Here is a 19,268-nt window from a genome sequence, read left to right on the forward strand (position 1 = left end):
GTTACCAAAATTATTATGGAAAGCCTGTTTTAGGAGTTGATACCACATGGTCAGGAAAACCGAGAGTTCCTGTAACACCTAGAGTTGTTGTTAAAACAAATCTTGGTAATGAGATTGATATAACACCAACTGAGAATCATAGTAGCGTTAGTAAAAAAGCCCCAACTCAATATTTACCAAACTCCAGCATTGATATCTTAGATGAGGCTACTGGTGAGATACGCACGCGAAGATACTATGATTCAAAAGGTAATGTATTTAGAGATGTAGATATGGATAATCATGGAAATCCCAAAGCTCATCCAGAATATCCACATGAACATATTTGGCAGTATGACAAGAATGGCAACATAATTGGAAGGTAGAAATATGGAATATACTTATGATGAATTTAAATATTTTTTAGAGATAGGTATGGAGTATCTTGTATATTATAATGGTAAGCGATATAATATTAGTCAACGTAGGGATTTGGGAGAGATTTATTTTACATTGAGTCCGAGCGACTATTATACTTTTACTTCTTGTGAAGAGTTATTAAATGCACCGTTGTTAGATGGAAAAACTCTCTTAGAACAATGGAATTTTCTGAATATTATAGGTTGAAAGAAGCAAATTCAAGCAAGCAATCTCTCTACCTACAAGGGTTGATAGAATAGAAATAAATTTTTATATAATAAGAATACATGCCTTAATAAACATTAATATATAAGCTGAAATATCATTATTTTCAATGCCAAATATCAATTACGATGTTAATATATATTGGCATTTAGGAGCAAAGTAAGTTCTTAAAGTGATATTCTGTGGTGCTGTAGGCGATTGAGCTAGTCATCGAGGACGTTGAAAACCTTGTGCCGTTTTCCGTCCTCTCTTGCCTAGCTCCCCGCCCACCTATGGAGCTACTCTCCATAGGTGTTTTTGACATCACCACGAGAATTATTTAGATTGTCAGTTAAAGATAATAAGGACGCAAGGTGATGGAAATTGTCCACCGAGACAAGAAGGACAAGCTCATTTCCAGCTATGCCTATGAGTACGATGATGGCAACTATATCACCAAGGAGACCATCACTCAAGATGGGGAAACCCTTATCCAAGCCTACACCTATGACAGTCTGGGACAAGTTATCAGTATGGTGGTAACAGATAAGGAAGGAAAGGAACTCTCCAGCCTCACCTATAGCTACGACCTGGCTGGCAATAAGCTGACCAGCACAGAAACCATCGAGGGCAAGGAAGAAACGACCCGCTTCACCTACGATGACCACAACCGTCTCATCAAGTTGGAGAACAAAGACGGTACTACCAGCTACACTTATGACAAGAACGGGAACCGGATTTCCTCTCAGAAGAATGATGAGAAGCTAGACTATATCTACGATACAGAGAATAGACTCCTTGCGGTCAAGGACAAGGCAGGTCTCTTGTTTGCGGCGTTGTATGACGGTGATGACAACCGGGTATTTACCGCCAGCCGTAAGGAAGGCAAGCACAGCTATCAGCTCTTCAAGCGGGAGGACAAGCGGAAGTCGCCCCACACGTCCCCAAATGGGGAGGCACATAGCCTCTTCTGGTATGGCTTTAGTCAAAACGTTCTTCAAGCACTCGCAACGCTACCGCAAACAGTCGGGACTATCTGGCATGAGATTTTTGACGATGTCTCCACAGCCTACCACAAGAAGGTGGCCAAAGACAGGGCCAACGAGGAGGGCTTGGTGGTCAATCCACCAGACCTAGGAAAGCTCCCGGGTGAGGGAGAGGTGACCTATGCCAGCGAAGTGAAAGAGGTTCTGATTCCTTACACCACAAGAGAAGATAGCTTCCACTACTATGAAGAGCGCAACTACGTCAATGACGTCAACCGCAAGCACACCGAGGTTCTCCAGACCTATGACCGGGAGCTAAAAGCCAGAGAAACCTACACCTATGGACAGGGACGGGCTTCCTACCACAACCATGGGACAGGGGATACCTATCAGTATCTATCGACACAAAGTGGTAGCGTTACTGGCTTGACCAAGGCTGGACAAGCGGTAGCGTCCAGCAAGTACCAACTCTACGGAGCCACCAAGTCTAGCACAGACGAAACAGGCAACCCGTATGCCTACAATGGGGAAGCCAGAGATAGTACAGGGCTGGATTACCTCAGAGCAAGATACTATGATAGTCAAGTTGGCACTTTCCTAACGGAGGATAGCTACCAAGGGGAACTAGCTGACCCGCTCAGTCAGAACCGCTACAGTTATGTGCAGAACAACCCAGTCAACTATACTGACCCTAGTGGGCATATGTGGAATCCGCTTCAGCAGTTATGGAATGGAGCTAAGAAGGGATACCGCAAGGCACAGGGAGCTTTATCTGGTGCATGGAATGTGATGAAGCAGGCGGTCAGTGGTGCCTGGAATCAGTTTAGGGATTTTGTTGGAAATGTGACGAATCAGATTGGTTCTGGATTGAGGCAGCTAGGACAGCAAGTTCGAGAAGGCTTGCACTTCTTAAAAGAGCAGGCTACATCTGCCTATCACTCGCTCATGGGAACTGTTCTACAGCCGTTTCAAACGATTACGAACCTATGGCAACAGGCCCGTATCAATGGCTTATCGACCCATGATTGGGGTAATTCTAAAACGAAGGAAGCCGAGAATATCGACCGTAACTGGACGAAAGCCTTGGAAGAAACAATCCGACATTTCTGTGAGGTAGCGACCAAAGCAACGGGCGGCACTGTCTATGCGAGTGAAGTTACCTTTAGCTCAGATCAAACTTCAGTTGCCCAAGATTTCAAGAGTAACCTCCAGCAACAATATGGTTTTGATAAAGAGACAACAGACATCATGTGGAAACTGTATCAAAATATAAAGGCAACGGAAGGAAAGAATGCGGACTATGTCTTTAATCGTTTAATGGGAGGAATGCAGTATAATGATTTTAAATGGAATAATACTGCTGGAAATCTAGGCGAAGTAAAAGAAGTTCTTAATAAGTATGGGGTTACTGGAAGTAAAGCAGATAAGCTAGTTTATAATGTTAGAATACAATATTCATTGGCCTCAGGAAATTATGGTGATGTCAATTTTCTTAAAAAGAAAGGATTATATAATACGTTTAAATCTGCAGCGGCTAAAGTTTATCCGAATATGGATTTTGATACATTATGGAATCGTAATTATGCTAAATATAAAGATAAGACAGATTTTGCTCATCAAAGTATCACGACGGCAACTCATTTATATGAGAAGCCGTGATTAGCTGATGCGTATGGTGTATTCTTTGGAGGTACGAACGGGTTAGCTGGTTGGCGAGGCGATGTGACAAGAGATGCTTTTGCCTCTCCTAGCATAGGCAATGATGACTATAAAGCAGATTTAGATACAGTGAATATCACAGCACGAATGAAGAAACAAGGGGTGGATTACCTGACGGCTAGTAATCAGTATTATGATGCGCTTGAATCAGGTACTATCACACGTGCTGATGAGTTTAGAACAAATATTTCTATCAATGATGTTAAAGGAGCGATTTATTCTAGTTTAGTCCCAAGAAACACAAGAGATGTAGGGCCGAATATTCAAACTTATATTCCTAAAACCGATTCAGAATCGATGGATTATTTGAGAAAACATTATCCAGCTTCTTATAATTTTATTCGCAGTTTAGAAGCAGGTAATAATGACTTTCAAGATTACACTAATAAACCATAGATGAGGTGATTATATGAATAAAAAAACAGCATATACTTTATCCATAGTAGTATTAGTAGCTATGCTGATACCGCTCTTTCTAATTCTTTTTAAACCTAAGTATAGTAATGTTTTTGAAGAGATTTATCACGATGAATATTATCATGTGACAACCTCCTTTTTACGTACGAACTCTACTTTAAATAGCATACCAGATATGGAAAAAAATAGAACAAGAGGTTTAGTATATGGTTCGGTTTCGGAACAATATCGTTCGGAAGTTTTGCCTTTGGAAGTTAAGAGTATCTCGTATAGTTTTTATTATCCAGATGATAAGTTAGAGGGTGGAAATCTGTCAATAAATTTTTGTTTTCTACATACAAATGGAGAGTATATAGATATATATTATGTGTATAAACATAATTCTGGTAGACTAGTACAGTCCATTGGGATTATCGGCGAAAAAAGGTTGACAGAATATGATCAAGTCATGGAATATGTGAAAGAAAAACAAATTAGCATTTCTCCATATCTTAATAAAAGTAAAGACTTATTGCGAAGTAAGGTTATTCCAGACTGGCTCCGAGCCTATCCAAGTCGATTTTCGAAAGATCACTGGGGGGAGGTCACAATAGTAGAGGATAGTACTGGGATGTAAAAATAGACGAGATGTTGTAACTGACTATATCTCATGTCCCGTGGTGCTGTAGGCGATTGAGCTAGTCATCGAGGACTTTGAAAACCTTGTGCCGTTTTCTGTCCTCTCTTGCCTAGCTCCCCGCCCGTGTTCATCGAACACATCGATAATCACCCATTTTTCCGTCGCTTTTTAGACGCCTTTTGTATCTTAGTCAACTGAGTTCGGACTAAGGTCTGTGTGAAAAAGATAGGCAGCTGTTTTGGCTTTAGCCGATTACAGATGAGATTGAAACAGTTCGGTGAACTGTTTCAACTGGTCACCTAGAAATACGAAAGTGACCACAGAAGCCCGAGCCTAAAAATTAGATAGCGAGGTTAGTGGTTGCAAGACAACCTGCTTCGATTGCCTATTTTTCATTCGGTTTTTTGACGACTTCACATCTTAACTGAACACGGGCTAAAAGCTCGGAAAATAGATAAACATTCCTAGAAGCTACACTTCTTCGTCATGTTTCCTAATTTTCATTCGCTTTTTACACGCCCTTTGTATCTTGTAATTGAACACGCCCTAAACTCTGTGCGAAAAAGATAAATACTCCTAGAAACTCCAGTTTCTTCGTCGCATTTCCTATTTTCGCTTTGAGTTTTTCACGGGCTTTGTATCTTATATGTTTATTGCGTATTAGACACAAATAGTGGGAAATTCCAATCAAAATAGTAGCCTTTTTGGAGAAAAACGCTTACAATAGGGGTATCAGCGAAAAGGAGCCTACTATGACAACATTTATCGGAAAACCAGTTACCCTTGTCGGACCCCAATTATGTGTAGGGGATCAGGCACCAGATTTTGTCTTGATGGCCAACGATTTGACCTTGAAAAGTCTCAATGATTTTGGCAAGAAACGTAAGGTGATTAGTGTGGTTCCGTCCATCGATACAGGAATTTGTGACACACAGACGCGCCGTTTTAATCAAGAATTGGCAGATATAGAAAACATGGTTGTTATCACTGTTTCAGCAGATTTGCCCTTTGCGCAGGCTCGATGGTGCGGTGCAGCAGGCCTTGAAGGGGCTGTAACCCTGTCGGACTACTATGACCATGCCTTTGGAAAATCCTACGGTCTCTTGATGCGGGAGTGGAATTTATTGGCACGGGCTGTCTTTGTCCTGAATGAGACCAATGAAATTGTCTATGCAGAGTATTTGGACAATGTCAATACCCATCCAGACTATGATACGGCTTTAGAGGTTGCCAAAAATCTTTAAGCACGGTAACAACGAGTGAGGAGACTTGCTCGTTTTTAGATTGAAAAATAAAAACGTGGTATAATAGCAATTAATACTCAATAAAAATCAAAAGTAGACTAGGAAACGCAGGCGAAGGTAGAACTAGCGTTCACCGAGACAAGTTGACAACGTATCCTTTTGATTTTTAAAGAGTATAAGGACAGTCATACTCGTCAACCATCTAACTCTGATGTCAGCAAGGCGAGTTGACAATGTATCCTTTTGATGTTTTAAGAGTATGAAAATAATGACAGGTGTGTTTGACTACAAGCTGTTTATCGTAAAGGAAGGGAGATGGAGATTGGGATGGCCTATATTGAAGTAAGAAATAGTTCAAAATCCTATGTGACGGGCAATAATCGTGTTGTGGCAAACAAGGCTATTTCCTTTGAGATTGAAAAAGGAGAGTTAGTGATTATTTTGGGCTCTTCTGGTGCAGGAAAATCTACCCTGCTCAATATCTTGGGTGGTATGGATACCAACGACGAGGGTGTGGTTCGGATTGATGGAGTTGATATTGCTCAATTCACAAGCCAGCAGTTGACCAAGTACCGCCGTGAGGATGTTGGCTTTGTCTTTCAGTTTTATAACCTGGTCGCCAATCTGACTACTAAAGAAAATGTGGAATTAGCTTCTGAGATTGTAAGTGATGCTATGGATCCAGTTGAAGTCTTGGAAAAAGTCGGACTAGGACACCGCTTGGATAATTTTCCAGCTCAGCTATCTGGAGGGGAGCAACAGCGGGTCGCCATCGCGCGAGCAGTCGCCAAGCGCCCTAAGATGCTCTTGTGCGATGAACCGACCGGGGCCCTCGATTACCAGACAGGCAAACAGGTATTGCAGATCTTGCAGGATATGGCTAAAAAAGAGGGAAGGACAGTCGTCATTGTCACCCATAATGCAGCCCTTGCTCCTATTGCGGACAAGGTGATTCAGATGCGAGATGCCAGTGTGCATTCCATTCAGGTCAATCCTCATCCCCAGGATATTATGACCTTAGAATATTAGGGAAATGAGATGAAAAAGAGGACGTATTGGAAGACCATTTGGCAGTCCCTACTGTCATCAAAGGGGCGTTTTTTCTCCATCTTTCATTTGATGCTGATCGGCTCCATGGCCCTTATCGGCTTGAAAGTAGCAGCTCCTAATATGGAAAAAACAGCGCAGAACTATATTGACCAAGGACAAATGATGGATCTAGCGGTCATGTCGGATCTTGGGATTAGTCAGGCAGATAAGGCAGAATTGGATAGTATAGCAGGGGCTCAGATTGAATATGCCTATTTTAAGGATGTGACCTTGGAAACAGGGACAGAAGCCATCCGTTTATTTTCTATCCCCAAGACCATTTCGCTCTATCAGCTAAGGGCAGGTAAGGCTCCCTCATCAGAAAAGGAAGTGCTGCTATCGACCAATCTTCGTGGAAAGTATCGGATCGGTGATACGATTAGGGTGAAAGAGGGGGAGAAGCAGGCATCGGTTTTAAAAGAAACCGTTCTTACCGTGACAGGCTTTGCGGATGCAGCTGAAATTTGGGGAAACATCAATCTTGGACCAGCTAGTGCAGGGACTGGTCAATTAGCTGGCTATGCCTTTGTGCCTGAGACTACCTTTGATTCAGAGGTCTACATGATGGCTCGGATTCGCTATGATGATGTGAGGGAGATTCCCTACTATCAGCCGGCTTATCAGCAAAGGATTAGCGTCCATCAAGAGGAGCTGAACCGGCTCTTATCAGACAACGGTAAGAAGCGGCTAGAGAGCATTTCCAAGGAAGCAAGGGAGAAGATGGGGGAGGCTGAACAAGACATCACAGCTGCCCAAGATCAGTTAGCTGAAGCGGAGAATCAAATCGCAACAAATGAGGCGAATTTAGAGGAAGCTAAGGCTCAGCTAGACCAAGGACAAGCAGCATTAGAAAGTCGAAAGCAGCGCCTAGATCAGGTTGCAATGGACTTGACGACGGCCAAGGAGCAACTGGATGATAGTCACAGCCAACTGCAACTAGCCCAAAAAGAATTGGAGACCCACCGCGCTAACTTAGATAATAGTCAGCAGGAATTGGCCCAGGGAGAAGCAGCACTAATGACAGCCCAGTCCGATTTGACGGCCAAGGAGCAGGAGTTGGAACAATTAGCAGCTAGAATCGCCCAGGCCAGAAATGATTTTGAAAGGACAACTCAGGCGATTCAGGATCAGGTTGCTGTGGCACTAGCCATGGGAGAAAATCCGAGTGATGTCCCAGAGCTTGTCGATCTCCAGCTTCGCTTAAAGCAGTTAGAATCAGATCTTGCGACCATGGAGCAGGCTTATCAGGTAGGGATGAGGGCCTATGAAACAGGCAAGAGCTACTATCAACTGCAAGAGGCTATCTACAGAAAGGCTAAGGAACAGTACGAATATGGGGAATCTCAGTATCAAATAGCCCTAAATAGCTACCAAGAGGGGGAGCAGGCCTATCAGACAGGACTTGTAGAGTATGAGTCAGCTCGTCTTGTCTATGAAAGTGGTCAGGAGCAATTAGCCCTTGCCCATGCACATTTGGACGACAAGCGGGCAGAACTAGGCAGGGGACAGGCAGCACTGCAAGAAGCAAAGCAGGCTTTTGAACGTCAGCGACTAAGCGCTGAACAAGAAATCAAGGCGGCACGTAAAGAGCTTCAAGTAGCTCAGGCAGATTTGGCGCAGCTTTCTACACCAGAATATAAAAGTTATACGAGGGATAGCTTTCCTGGCGGCAATGGTTATGCCAATTATGTTAGTAGCACCCGCAGTATTTCAGCAGTGGGAAATATCTTTCCTGCTGTTCTCTATGTGGTAGCAGCTCTCGTCACCTTTATGACCATGACCCGTTTTGTCGATGAAGAGCGATCGAATGTGGGGATCTTAAAGGCGCTTGGCTATACAAATGCTCAGGTTCTGATCAAGTTTGTCATCTATGGTTTGGCTTCGGGCTTGCTAGGGACAGTTGCAGGCCTGCTTCTGGGAAACTTTCTCCTTGCCCCTATGATTAGTCGGATTATTACGGATACGACAGTCATCGGAGAGAGTCAATTATATTTCTATCCTGAGTGGTTTCTTCTGGCGATGATCTTTTCACTTCTTTCTTCAGTTTTACCAGCCTATTTGGTAGCAGGAAAGGAATTAAGAGAAAAACCAGCCCTGCTATTACAAGCCAAGCCCCCTGTCTCGGGAGCTAAGATTTTCTTAGAACATTTGTCCTTCATCTGGCGACGTATGACCTTTACCCAAAAGGTCACAGCAAGAAATATCGTCCGCTATAAAAAACGGATGCTGATGACGGTCATCGGGGTAGCAGGTGCGGTCGCCCTCTTGTTTGCAGGCTTGGGGATTCGCTCTTCGATCTCGCGTGTCACCGATCAGCAGTTCAGCCAGCTCCTCCACTATCAGATGGTGGTTGTAGAGCAGACGAGGGCTAGCCAAGAAGAAAAGGCGGCAGTGAAGAAGGCATTTGATGCAAAAGGGATTCAAAAAACCTTGCCGATTGCCTACTATGGACTGACAGAGAGTATGAAAGGTCAGGCAGAAGCGCTTGCCATCAGTCTCTTTGTCAGTCAGGAAAAGGAGCTGTCTCCTTTTGTCAGTCTACGCAGTCCTGTAACAGGGCAGGCGCTTGCCCTGCCAGAAAAGGGGGCAATCATCTCTGAAAAATTAGCCCAGCTTTATCAGGTTCAAGTGGGAGATAAGCTCACTCTCCACCTCAATCAAGAGCCGATCGACCTAAAGGTAGCAGGCATTACGGAAATGTACGCAGGACATTTTATCTACCTATCTGCTACTGCCTATCAGGAAGCAACTAAGCAGACCTATCAACCGAATGCTAGCTTGCTAGTGTTAGAAAATGACCACAAGGAGACAGTTGAGAAAACAGCGACAAATCTTTTGGCTCTGAGAGGGGTGGTAGCTGTTGTGCAAAATACTTCCTTAATCACCTTGCTTGAGACGATTGTCCAATCGCTCCAGTCAGTTATGATTATCTTGATTGTCTTGTCGGTTCTCCTTGGAATCGTGATTCTCTATAATCTGACTACTATCAATATAGCAGAGCGGATTCGGGAACTGTCGACTATCAAGGTTCTAGGGTTTTATGATGCTGAGGTGACCTTCTACATCTATAGAGAAACCATGATTCTATCTCTTGTGGGCATCTTCCTCGGATTGATAGGAGGCTTCTTCCTACACAGGCTCCTTCTCCATGTCATTGCTTCGCCGGCCATTCTCTTTACTCCGACAGTATCTCTGGATGTTTATTTGGTGCCAGTTGTTGCTGTTTTAGGTATTTTAGTGGTATTGGGGCTATCTGTCCATCGCCGTTTGAGCAGACTTGATATGCTAGAGGCTCTCAAATCAGGGGATTGAAACAGTTCGGTGAACTGTTTCAACTGGTCACCTAGAAATGCGAAAGTGACCACAGAAGCCCGAGCCTAGAAAGGAACAAGTGAGGAAATTTACCAATGAGCCTAAAAATTAGACGGCGAGATTAGCAGTTGTCGGAGTCATCTGCTTCGATTTCCTAATTTTCATTCGGTTTTTTAACGGCTTCACATCTTGTGTAATTGAGTTTAGCCTAAAACCTCGGAAAAAAGATAGGCAGCTGTTTCGGCTTTAGCCGATTACAGATGAGATTGAAACAGTTCGGTGAACTGTTTCAACTGGTCACCTAGAAATGCGAAAGTGACCACAGAAGTTCGGTGAACTGTTTCAACTGGTCACCTAGAAATACGAAAGTGACCACAGAAGCCCGAGCCTAGAAAGGAACAAGTGAGGAAATTTACCAATGAGCCTAAAAATTAGACGGCGAGATTAGCAGTTGTCGGAGTCACCTGCTTCGATTTCCTAATTTTCATTCGGTTTTTTAACGGCTTCACATCTTGTGTAATTGAACACGGGCTAAAAGCTCGGAAAAAAGATAGGCAGCTGTTTTGGCTTTAGCCAATTACAGCTGAGATTGAAACAGTTCGGTGAACTGTTTCAACTGGTCACCCAAAAAGAAGAAAGTGACCATAGAAGCCTGAACCTAGAAAGGAACAAGTGAGGAAATTTGCCAATGAGCCTAAAAATTAGACGGCGAGATTAGCAGTTGTCGGAGTCATCTGCTTCGATTTCCTAATTTTCATTCGCTTTTTACACGCCCTTTGTATCTTATAATTGAGTTCAGCTTAAAACCTCGGAAAAAAGATAGATTTCCTCGTGTTCATCGAACACGTCGTCAATCTCCTATTTTTCATTCGGTTTTTTAACGGCTTCACATCTTACTGTAACTGAGTTCGGACTAAGGTCTTTGTGAAAAAGATAATTCTTCCTAGCTTCAAAGGTATGGTATACCTTTGAAGGCGGGAAATAGAAGTTTGCTTTAGCAAACTCTCAGCAACTCTCTGCGTCAGAATTCCTATTTTCACTTAGACCTTTTACCGTCCTCACATCTTGTAAGGGCAAGTGATGTCGTGAAGTACAGCAAGGTGGCGCCGGCGTGCTTTAAAGAGATTTTTGAAGAATATCAAAGTGTATCACATACAGAAACCAGCTCTATTCGATAGGGCTGGTTTTTATGGGTGAGCTCTTTGTCGTATTTCTTATTCTCCGCGTATTTATAACCATAATAGATTGAAACAACATGAGGACACTTGTTTGCTGGCTCTAGAGTTCAATAATACTCAATAAAAATCAAAAGTAGACTAGGAATCGAAGGCGAAGGTAGTTGAAATAGTTGATAACTATTTCAAGTTGGAAATAAGAAAAGTCGCGACTTTTCTCAATAGTTCCACCCTATTTCAAGGGAACAGGCTAAAAACCTCCACTGGAGCTTTTCACTCGTCAAGATACGAGGACGTAAAACAACTCCTAGACAAAATAGAAAATGCGACGAAGAAGTAAAGGACGTTTGCTAAGGCAAACTCCTATTTCCCGCCTTCAAAGGTATACTATACCTTTGAAGCTAGGAGTATTTATCTTTTTGTCAGCGAGTTGTAGTCCGAGTTCAATTCACCGAGACGAGTTGACAACGTATCCTTTTGATTTTTAAAGAGTATAAGATGATGGGAGGCTTCTAGATTGTCTCATTACTTGTCCTATTCTTGTTTCAACTCACTATCCTTGAGCTGGTTTAAAGAGTATAAAAAGATTTTTGAAGAGTATGAAAAAACTTGTAAATCATTTTCCAAATGTTTCATAGGGATAAGTGTTGACATATATGTTTGGGTGATATATACTATGTGGTATATAATGGCTAAAAAATAGAGTTTGTGTCACATGTGAAAGGGGGATACAAGAATGAAAAAGAAATTCCTATGGATATTCCGTACGCTACTCTATCTACTATTGATTGGGGGGAATGTGCTTCCAGCAGCAGTGGTGCTGGCGCAAGACCCTACAGGTGCTACTCCTGTGACAGTCTCACCAGGAGAGGCGCCAGGTCTGCCTGAAAGTGAGAGAGATGACCCGGTAGCTAGCTCCTCGACGTCGAGTCCTCTAGTGGAGGAATCTGCAGCGACTGTCAGTAGTTCCTCTACTACAGAAGCACCCTCCTTGCCAGCTACTGATGTGCCGACCTCCAGTAGTGCAGCACTATCTGAGAGTGCTGCACCTGAGTCGGCTTTTCGCTCAGTGCCTGAGACGAGTGATGTGAGTTCGACTCCTGCTAGAGCTGTAGACGATAGCTTTGCAGCAGAGCTACGAATCTTTACAGAGGATACGAACGAGGATGGCAGCGAGAAGCTGGAATATTGGACCGGTGAAGGAGTCAATCCTTATGCTGAGTTCCGTATCTCAGGTACAGGTGTCAGTATTCAACATGCAAAGACAAGGCTGACCGTTCCAAAGAAGTATGTAGAGAATCGACCTCAATTTACCAAGATTGCCTCAGCAGAAAGTTGGGAGATGAAGGAAGATGCGAATAATTGGTATGTAGAGTATTCCTTCAATGTCTTGGCTGGAGGGCAGATTGTAGCGACTCCTTTTCCTTATAGTATGCAACAACCTGAGACTCCAAATGGTTTTAGAACACCTGTTGTCTATGAGTTATTTGATGGAGAAGGCAGGCTCTTAAAATCAGCGACTAAGACCTTTATAGCAAAGGCTAATCCTAGTAGGCCGATCAACATTGTGAGCGATTCACGGCAAGGAACAGGGGCCGATTCGATCATGACAGGAGTGGACAAAAAGAGAGAGACTCTTGAGGGTGAGACGGTCATTACGGCGACTATTGGTGTGCAAAAGGAGGCGGATAAGGAGCGGACCTTCTCTGATGAAAGAACCCCTCATGCGACCTTCCTAATCGGTATAGAAGCTGCCGATGGAAAGTATGGAAAGTACCGTCCAACGACGATTAAAGTAGTCGAACACTTGCCTGCTGGTGCTGTGATGCAGGGGAAACCTACAGCAGCAGGCTATTATGTATACAATGGCTACAAATGGAGCTACGATCCGCAAGGGCATACAGCCACCTATGAGGGACCAGCCTTTACTTATATACAGGATAAAACTTACTATGTAGCAGAATTACGCCTATCATTTCCGAATCAACCCTACTCAACGATTCATCTCAATAGAGCGACCATTATCGCAGAACCAGGGACTCCAGAAGAAGTCACCCTCGGTCAGGTAGAAGAGCGTGTGAAATGGCATCCAGTGATGGTGACTCCTAGTGGCCGAGGAAAAATTTTTAAGGTCGGCTACAAGCAGTGGCCATCAGACGGCCTTCCTTTTAATCCGAATAATAGGAATACGGATACGGATGTACGATATAGCATTGGTGTCAGCAACGAGGCTAATAATGTTGTAGATGAGGAGACAGGAAAGCCCTATACCACCTATGTGAAAGAATTGGTGGATTTTGACTTAGACAACCGTCTCTATTATTCCTATCTGCAATTAGCTCCGTATGATTCGATTGACCCAATCGAACGAGCTGGTGGTTACAAGGTATATGGTGAGTCAGCTGATGGAACACGAACTTTCTTGTTTGAAGGGGATCTGACTCGTTCCAAACAGCCTATCAACGATACACAAGACCAGTATGAAAAACTTGTTATTGTATTTGAGAATCCTGTGGAATTAGCAGGAAACAAAGCTGGGGTCTGGTTTTATGTAGGCACGACTGTGAAAGAGGAGGTCTGGAGTCAGTGGCGGACAACTGGTCTTAGAAGCGACGATGTTCCATATGATAGGGATCAGGAACAGCGTCTCTATAATTCGCTTGAAGCAAGTATCTCCAACCGTGCAGACGGTCCGTATACAAAGGGAATAACGGATGCTGCTACCTTCTTTAGGGGTGAGGTGCGGGGGATCCGTAGCGACCATGGGAATTCTTACACTGTCTCTTATTCAGATAACAATATCCGAAAGCTCTATGGCTTTGTTCTCCTGAACGGTCAATTAGCACCTGTCACAGACAATAACCCAGAGTCCAGCTATGTCTTAAAGAATGTCCAGTACATCACCCTCCTGCCTCCAGGTATTGAGTTTGTACCAGGGAGTGAGACAAAGGAGGAGTTTCAAAATAAGGCAAGGGTGATTCCCAACTATAAGAATACAGGTAAGACGGCTGTCATCTATCATTTGGGAGATCTCATTCGCAGTCATGGAAAGAGGGTCGAATTTGATGTTGACACGACCCTCTCTGCTCAGACAGGGGACAATGAGATTGAACACTTCGTCACTTGGGACAATAATGACGAATACACTCGTTGGGAGGGGGATAAGGAAAATTATACGGACGCCCTAGACTTAGATGGTGATGGCAATACAGAGGAGGTCTTTCTACGTGGGACCAATACGATCCACTTTATTCCGCCACGAGAAGTTGTGGTGAAAAAGTTTGTATCGCTCGATAAGGAACATTGGTCCTTGTCGGCTCCGTATGCAGATTTGGGACAGGATGTTTATTATAAACTCAGTATCTTCAACAATTCCTTGATTCCTTTGGAGGACGTTTCTCTCCTTGATGTTCTTCCATATGTAGGGGATCACAAGATTGTAGCAAACGATGCCGGGGACTATCTTTCTCGAGAGTCTGTATTCCCTGTGCAGTTAGCGGAAAGTATCGAAGCAATCGCAGAAAATAGGGCCTTCCTTCAAAAATTTGATGTCCTCTATTCAACAGATGTCCAAGGACCGACCCTTGCGAGTACCCGCGATGCCCACTTTGTCCCGGCAGCGAGTATTACTGATTTTACACAGGTCACATTAGTGAAATTTGTCTTGAAACCAGGTCAAGTCTTACAAGTGAAAGAAGAGATTGGCTGTATTTTCCATGGTACATTACCGTATGATGAGAAGCTCGACAATTTCGCAAGGGCAAACAATTCCGGAGCTTTTAGTCTAAACAAGGTAGATTACATTGAAGGAAATCAAGTAAGCTCCCCCATCGTCCATTATCAAGTAGATGGCACCTTCTTCTACGATGTAAATCGTGATGGTACACGCAGTGATGATGAGCCATTGTTGAAGGGCTACCAAGTTCAACTGATGAATGAAGATGGTACGCAAGCCCTTGATCGAGAGGGAAGAAAGATTACTGCCGAGACAGACGAAAATGGTTACTACCGGATGGCTGTCTACAAGCGTGGCAATTACTATGTTCAGGTGGTGAAAAAACATGAGAATGAAGAGTTTACAAGGCTTCATGATGGGGTAGGCACTCGCCTTGAAAAAGACCAGTTTATCGGCAATGATACTAGCCAGGATGTAGCGGATAGCTCTCTTGGGAAGACCCGCCTTCTAGTGTTAGAACCAAGCAACATTCCAAGTAGCCTAGCGACTAGCAGTAAGGAAGAGCTGGCAAAGCATATCAGAGAGACTCCGACCAGTCTTATTGCGACACGCAATGTTGGACTCTTGCCGACAGGTAGCATCAAGATTGTCAAAGTAGACGAGCAGCAACAACCGCTAAAAGATGTTGCCTTTACCTTGAAAAAGGGAGACTTCAGCCTTCCGTTAAGGACAGATGACAGGGGAGAGGCAGCGGTTACTGGCTTAGACCCAGGCTCCTATACCTTGACTGAGGACGAGACGGGCGCTGCCTATGTCCTTGATGCCAAAGATAGAGAAGTGATCCTTGGGAAGGACCAGCTAGACGTGACGGTAACTGTCGTCAATAAGTTGAAGCGTTCAACAGTTGTCCTCACAAAGACTGATCATGATACAGGTCAAGCCTTAGCAGGTGTCACCTTTGAAGTCCGTCAAGGGGACAAGGTCATTGCAAGTGCAAAGACCGATGATGAGGGGCAGGTGACCTTTACAGACCTAGCTTATGGAGACTACCAATTAGTTGAGACAGCAACGCTGGCAAGCCATGTTCTTGATACCACTCCCCTCCCTGTTTCAGTGAGAGAACATCAGGTCGTCATCGAAAAGACCCTGACCAATCGTAGGAAGAAAGCTACGCTTGTTTTGAAAAAGGTAGATGCCCCTACTAAAAAAGCCTTGGCAGGAGTCACCTTTGAACTCCGTCAAGGGGACAAGGTCATCGATACACAAGTGACAGATGCGCAAGGCTTACTGACTTTTAAAGATGTTGTTTATGGGGACTATACAGTTGTTGAGACCAAGGCTCTGGCAGGCTATGTAGTAGCAGATAAGCCACAGGCAGTCAGTGTGACAGAAGATGGGGCGATGATTGATCTGGGGCAAGTAGAAAATCATCTAGTTCCGCCAGTACCACCGATTGTCACACCACCAACCAGCACCACTTCCCCATCAGGGAAATCAGTAGCGCAGGCAGCTATCCAGCAGATTCTGCCAAAAACGGGTGCAGCCCTTTCGTATCTATCACTTCTTGGCTTCCTTCTCTTACTAGGACTTGGCTTATACTTGATAAACATCAAACTAGAAAGCTAGTGACTTGAGTTCTTAGCACCCTGCGAGAGCAAGCGATGTCGTTGACGTGTATTAAAGAGATTTTTGAAGAATATCAAAGTGTATCACATATAGAAACCAGCTCTATTCGATAGGGCTGGTTTTTGTAGGTGAGCTCGTTGTCGTATTTCCTATTTTCCGCGCTTTTAAGTTCATTTATAACGATAATAGATTGAAACAACATGAGGACACTAGTTTGCTATAGAGTTCAATAAGAATATAGTGGACTTCTATATTGTCTAAAAGATTAATAAAAGGTAATGACAAAGTCTAACTCTTTTATTATAACATAAATATTTTATAATAAACAGACTTGTTTTTTATAAAATCTAATGCTATAGTAAGGATGAAAGCAGTGAGAATAACTTGTTAGAAAGGAGTTTTCAAGAAAAATCAAGTTCATTCCATTACCAAACATAACCAACTAGAAGGAGGACAATCGTATGAAAAAATTTTTTCTATTATGCCTATGTGTAACAGTCTTATTATCTATAAATAGTGTGGTTCATGCTAATTCAACAGCAGAGTCGAATCAAACAAGCATGTTCATCCAATCAACTGACGAACGAATTGCCTATATAGATCAAGAAACAGAAGTTGCAATGAACTATATTGTCCATCATAACAATCGAATGTACTTTGATTTTGATAGAGCGCAAAAAGATGGAGTTTCAGGGGAGGCTCTTGATATAGGCTTAATAATTGAAGATGTCAGCAATGAATATATGAGTGGGAGATTTACTCCAAATACTTATTTTCGTTCTATCTCACTTCCAGTGTATGGCAACTATTGTGGACCTGGTCATAGTGGAAATAATTTTACCTTGCCACCTGTTGATCACTTAGATTGGGGTTGCATGCAACATGATAAATGTTATAAGCCTTGGTCCCCGGGACAAAACTGTGAATGTAACCGACAATTAGTTCATTTTATTCAAACCAATAGGAGGTGGATGCCAGATTCTGCCCTTCCAATAGCTAATGCTATCAAAGCATATTTTGAAAGAGTAGGACTTATTGGATGCTAAAATGGATAAATAAGGTTGGGAATAGGTACAGTCATCACCTTATTGGACTTGTACTATTTATTTGGATTCTCCTACTCGTTCTCCCCAGTCAATATCTCGGAGAAAACTACTTTCTTAGAAATAAAATCTTAATGGATATATTTCCAATCATCGGTTACATATTCATCGTGTTATCTGGTCTATGTAAAAATATAACATATTTGATTGTCGGGATTAGTTTGATTTTTGCATTTTATATCACAATGATGGTCGGTTATCTACTTATCGGAGTTTGATATAGTTATTTATACTCCTTAAAAATCACAAGGATACGTTGTCAAGAGTCTCGGGGAATTGAACTGAGTTCGGACTAAAAATGTGAGAAAAAAGATAGCAATAGTCAGGGAAGTGACTACAGAAGCCCGAACCTAGAAAGGAACAAGTGAGGAAATTTGCCAATGAGCTTAAAAACTAAGAAGCGAAGATAAATACTCCTATTTACTGTCTTTAATGAATAATGAAGAGGCTGAAAACCTCCACAGGAGCTTTTCACTCGTCGTATTTCCTATTTTCACTTAGACCTTTTAACGTCCTCACATCTTGTGTAATTGAGTTCAGCCTAAAACCTCGGAAAAAAGATAAATCTCATTGGTTGCAAGACAACCTGCTTCGATTTCCTATTTTTCATTCGGTTTTTTAACGGCTTCACATCTTACTTGAACTTGCGAGAGCCAGCGATGTCGTCGACGTGTTTTAAAGAGATCTTTGAAGAATATCAAAGTGTATCACATATAGAAACCAGCTCTATTCGATAGGGCTGGTTTTTGTGTGCCGTATTTCCTATTTTTTCGAGGAGCTGTTTTACTCTCTTGTATTTTTTCTTATGTCAATCTCCTTCGTCTTTATTTCCCAGTTTGCTTTTTGATTTTTGAAGAGTAGGAGTAGTAGTACCCCTCTCTGGACCAGCTATAGAATCTGTGGAAAAATTTTGGATAAAAAATGCTCATTATCTAGGCATTTCCCCTTGACAAAATAGGCGGGGGGGGGGGTAGAATAGATAGGAAAATATTATGTCTGCCTGTCCTTTCTTTTTTTAGAGAATAATAGGATAGGAGAACCCAACATTTGAGGAGGAAATATGGCTGAATTAAAAGGAACCTTGCTCTTTGGCTATTCAAAGGCCTCTGTGCATAGAGTATTGAATGCTCAGCGCAGAGAGCATGAAAGTGAATTAAATCGGCAGCGGAGCGATTACGAAAAAAAGATGCGTGACCTGGAAGAGTTGAATGCGACCTTCAAGCGAACCATTGAGCGCTATCAAGAAAAAGAACTATTCATTTCTGAAGCGCTGACAGAAGCCAAACGCATTTCAAGGGATATTTTGGCGAATTCAGAAGTGGAAGCAGAGGAATTGATTCGTCTCACCAAGGAGAATCTTAGTAATCGTGTGCGCAATACGGAAGTGAAGCTCCAAGAGCTGGAAGAAGCCCGCCGCAGGATTGTCAACCACGAGGAGTTTATGAAGGTGGAGCTTCGTCAGTTGCTCAATCGGCACATGGAGATGGTGGATCACATTGAATTGGGCGATTTACATGACCGCAATTCTGAGTTAAATACGATTTTAGAGAACAGCCAGAAGGTCCTCTATCTCACCAAGCAGATAGCTACCGGTCCTGAAAAGCGTCCCAATACCACCTCACGTCAAACTGAGAAATTTGAACAGAGTAAAGAGTATACGGGGGAAATCCCTCTCTACTCCCTAGGCTCTCAATAGGAG

The 19,268-nt window shown here is 43.0% G+C and carries 9 protein-coding genes and 1 pseudogene; all 10 read left to right on the plus strand.

Annotation, left to right across the window (positions count from 1 at the left end; all coding sequences use genetic code 11):
* Positions 1-365 (plus strand): annotated as a pseudogene (locus BVE84_RS10830) (hypothetical protein); the annotation flags it as partial.
* 615 nt (positions 366-980) lie between these two features.
* Positions 981-3,248 (plus strand): RHS repeat-associated core domain-containing protein, encoded by a 2,268-nt coding sequence (locus BVE84_RS02380; protein ID WP_076995491.1) that lies wholly within the window; start codon positions 981-983, stop codon positions 3,246-3,248.
* Between the two features lie 63 nt (positions 3,249-3,311).
* On the plus strand, positions 3,312-3,704 hold the full coding sequence (locus tag BVE84_RS02385; RefSeq protein WP_076995492.1) for a hypothetical protein: 393 nt from the start codon (positions 3,312-3,314) through the stop codon (positions 3,702-3,704).
* Positions 3,705-3,717: 13 nt separating this feature from the next.
* Complete coding sequence (locus BVE84_RS02390) at positions 3,718-4,341, plus strand: TipC family immunity protein (RefSeq protein WP_076995493.1); 624 nt, start codon at positions 3,718-3,720, stop codon at positions 4,339-4,341.
* A 755-nt stretch (positions 4,342-5,096) separates the two neighbouring features.
* The gene (gene tpx / locus BVE84_RS02395; RefSeq protein ID WP_076995494.1) at positions 5,097-5,588 is read left to right on the plus strand and encodes a thiol peroxidase; all 492 of its coding nucleotides are present in this window, start codon (positions 5,097-5,099) and stop codon (positions 5,586-5,588) included.
* 327 nt (positions 5,589-5,915) lie between these two features.
* Positions 5,916-6,617 (plus strand): ABC transporter ATP-binding protein, encoded by a 702-nt coding sequence (locus BVE84_RS02400; protein WP_076995621.1) that lies wholly within the window; start codon positions 5,916-5,918, stop codon positions 6,615-6,617.
* Between the two features lie 9 nt (positions 6,618-6,626).
* Positions 6,627-9,989 carry an FtsX-like permease family protein gene (locus BVE84_RS02405; protein ID WP_076995495.1) on the plus strand — a complete coding sequence of 1,121 codons (3,363 nt, stop codon included), beginning with the start codon at positions 6,627-6,629 and terminating at the stop codon, positions 9,987-9,989.
* 1,911 nt (positions 9,990-11,900) lie between these two features.
* Positions 11,901-16,466: a SpaA isopeptide-forming pilin-related protein gene (locus BVE84_RS02410; protein ID WP_076995496.1), complete on the plus strand. Its 4,566-nt coding sequence runs from the start codon at positions 11,901-11,903 to the stop codon at positions 16,464-16,466.
* Between the two features lie 461 nt (positions 16,467-16,927).
* A complete protein-coding gene (locus tag BVE84_RS02415; RefSeq protein ID WP_076995497.1) occupies positions 16,928-17,512 on the plus strand; it encodes a phospholipase A2 family protein in 585 nt (194 codons plus the stop codon).
* Between the two features lie 1,117 nt (positions 17,513-18,629).
* A complete protein-coding gene (locus BVE84_RS02425; protein ID WP_076995499.1) occupies positions 18,630-19,265 on the plus strand; it encodes a hypothetical protein in 636 nt (211 codons plus the stop codon).
* Positions 19,266-19,268 lie beyond the last annotated feature (3 nt).

The sequence above is a fragment of the Streptococcus azizii genome (assembly GCF_001984715.1).
Lineage (GTDB): Bacteria > Bacillota > Bacilli > Lactobacillales > Streptococcaceae > Streptococcus > Streptococcus azizii.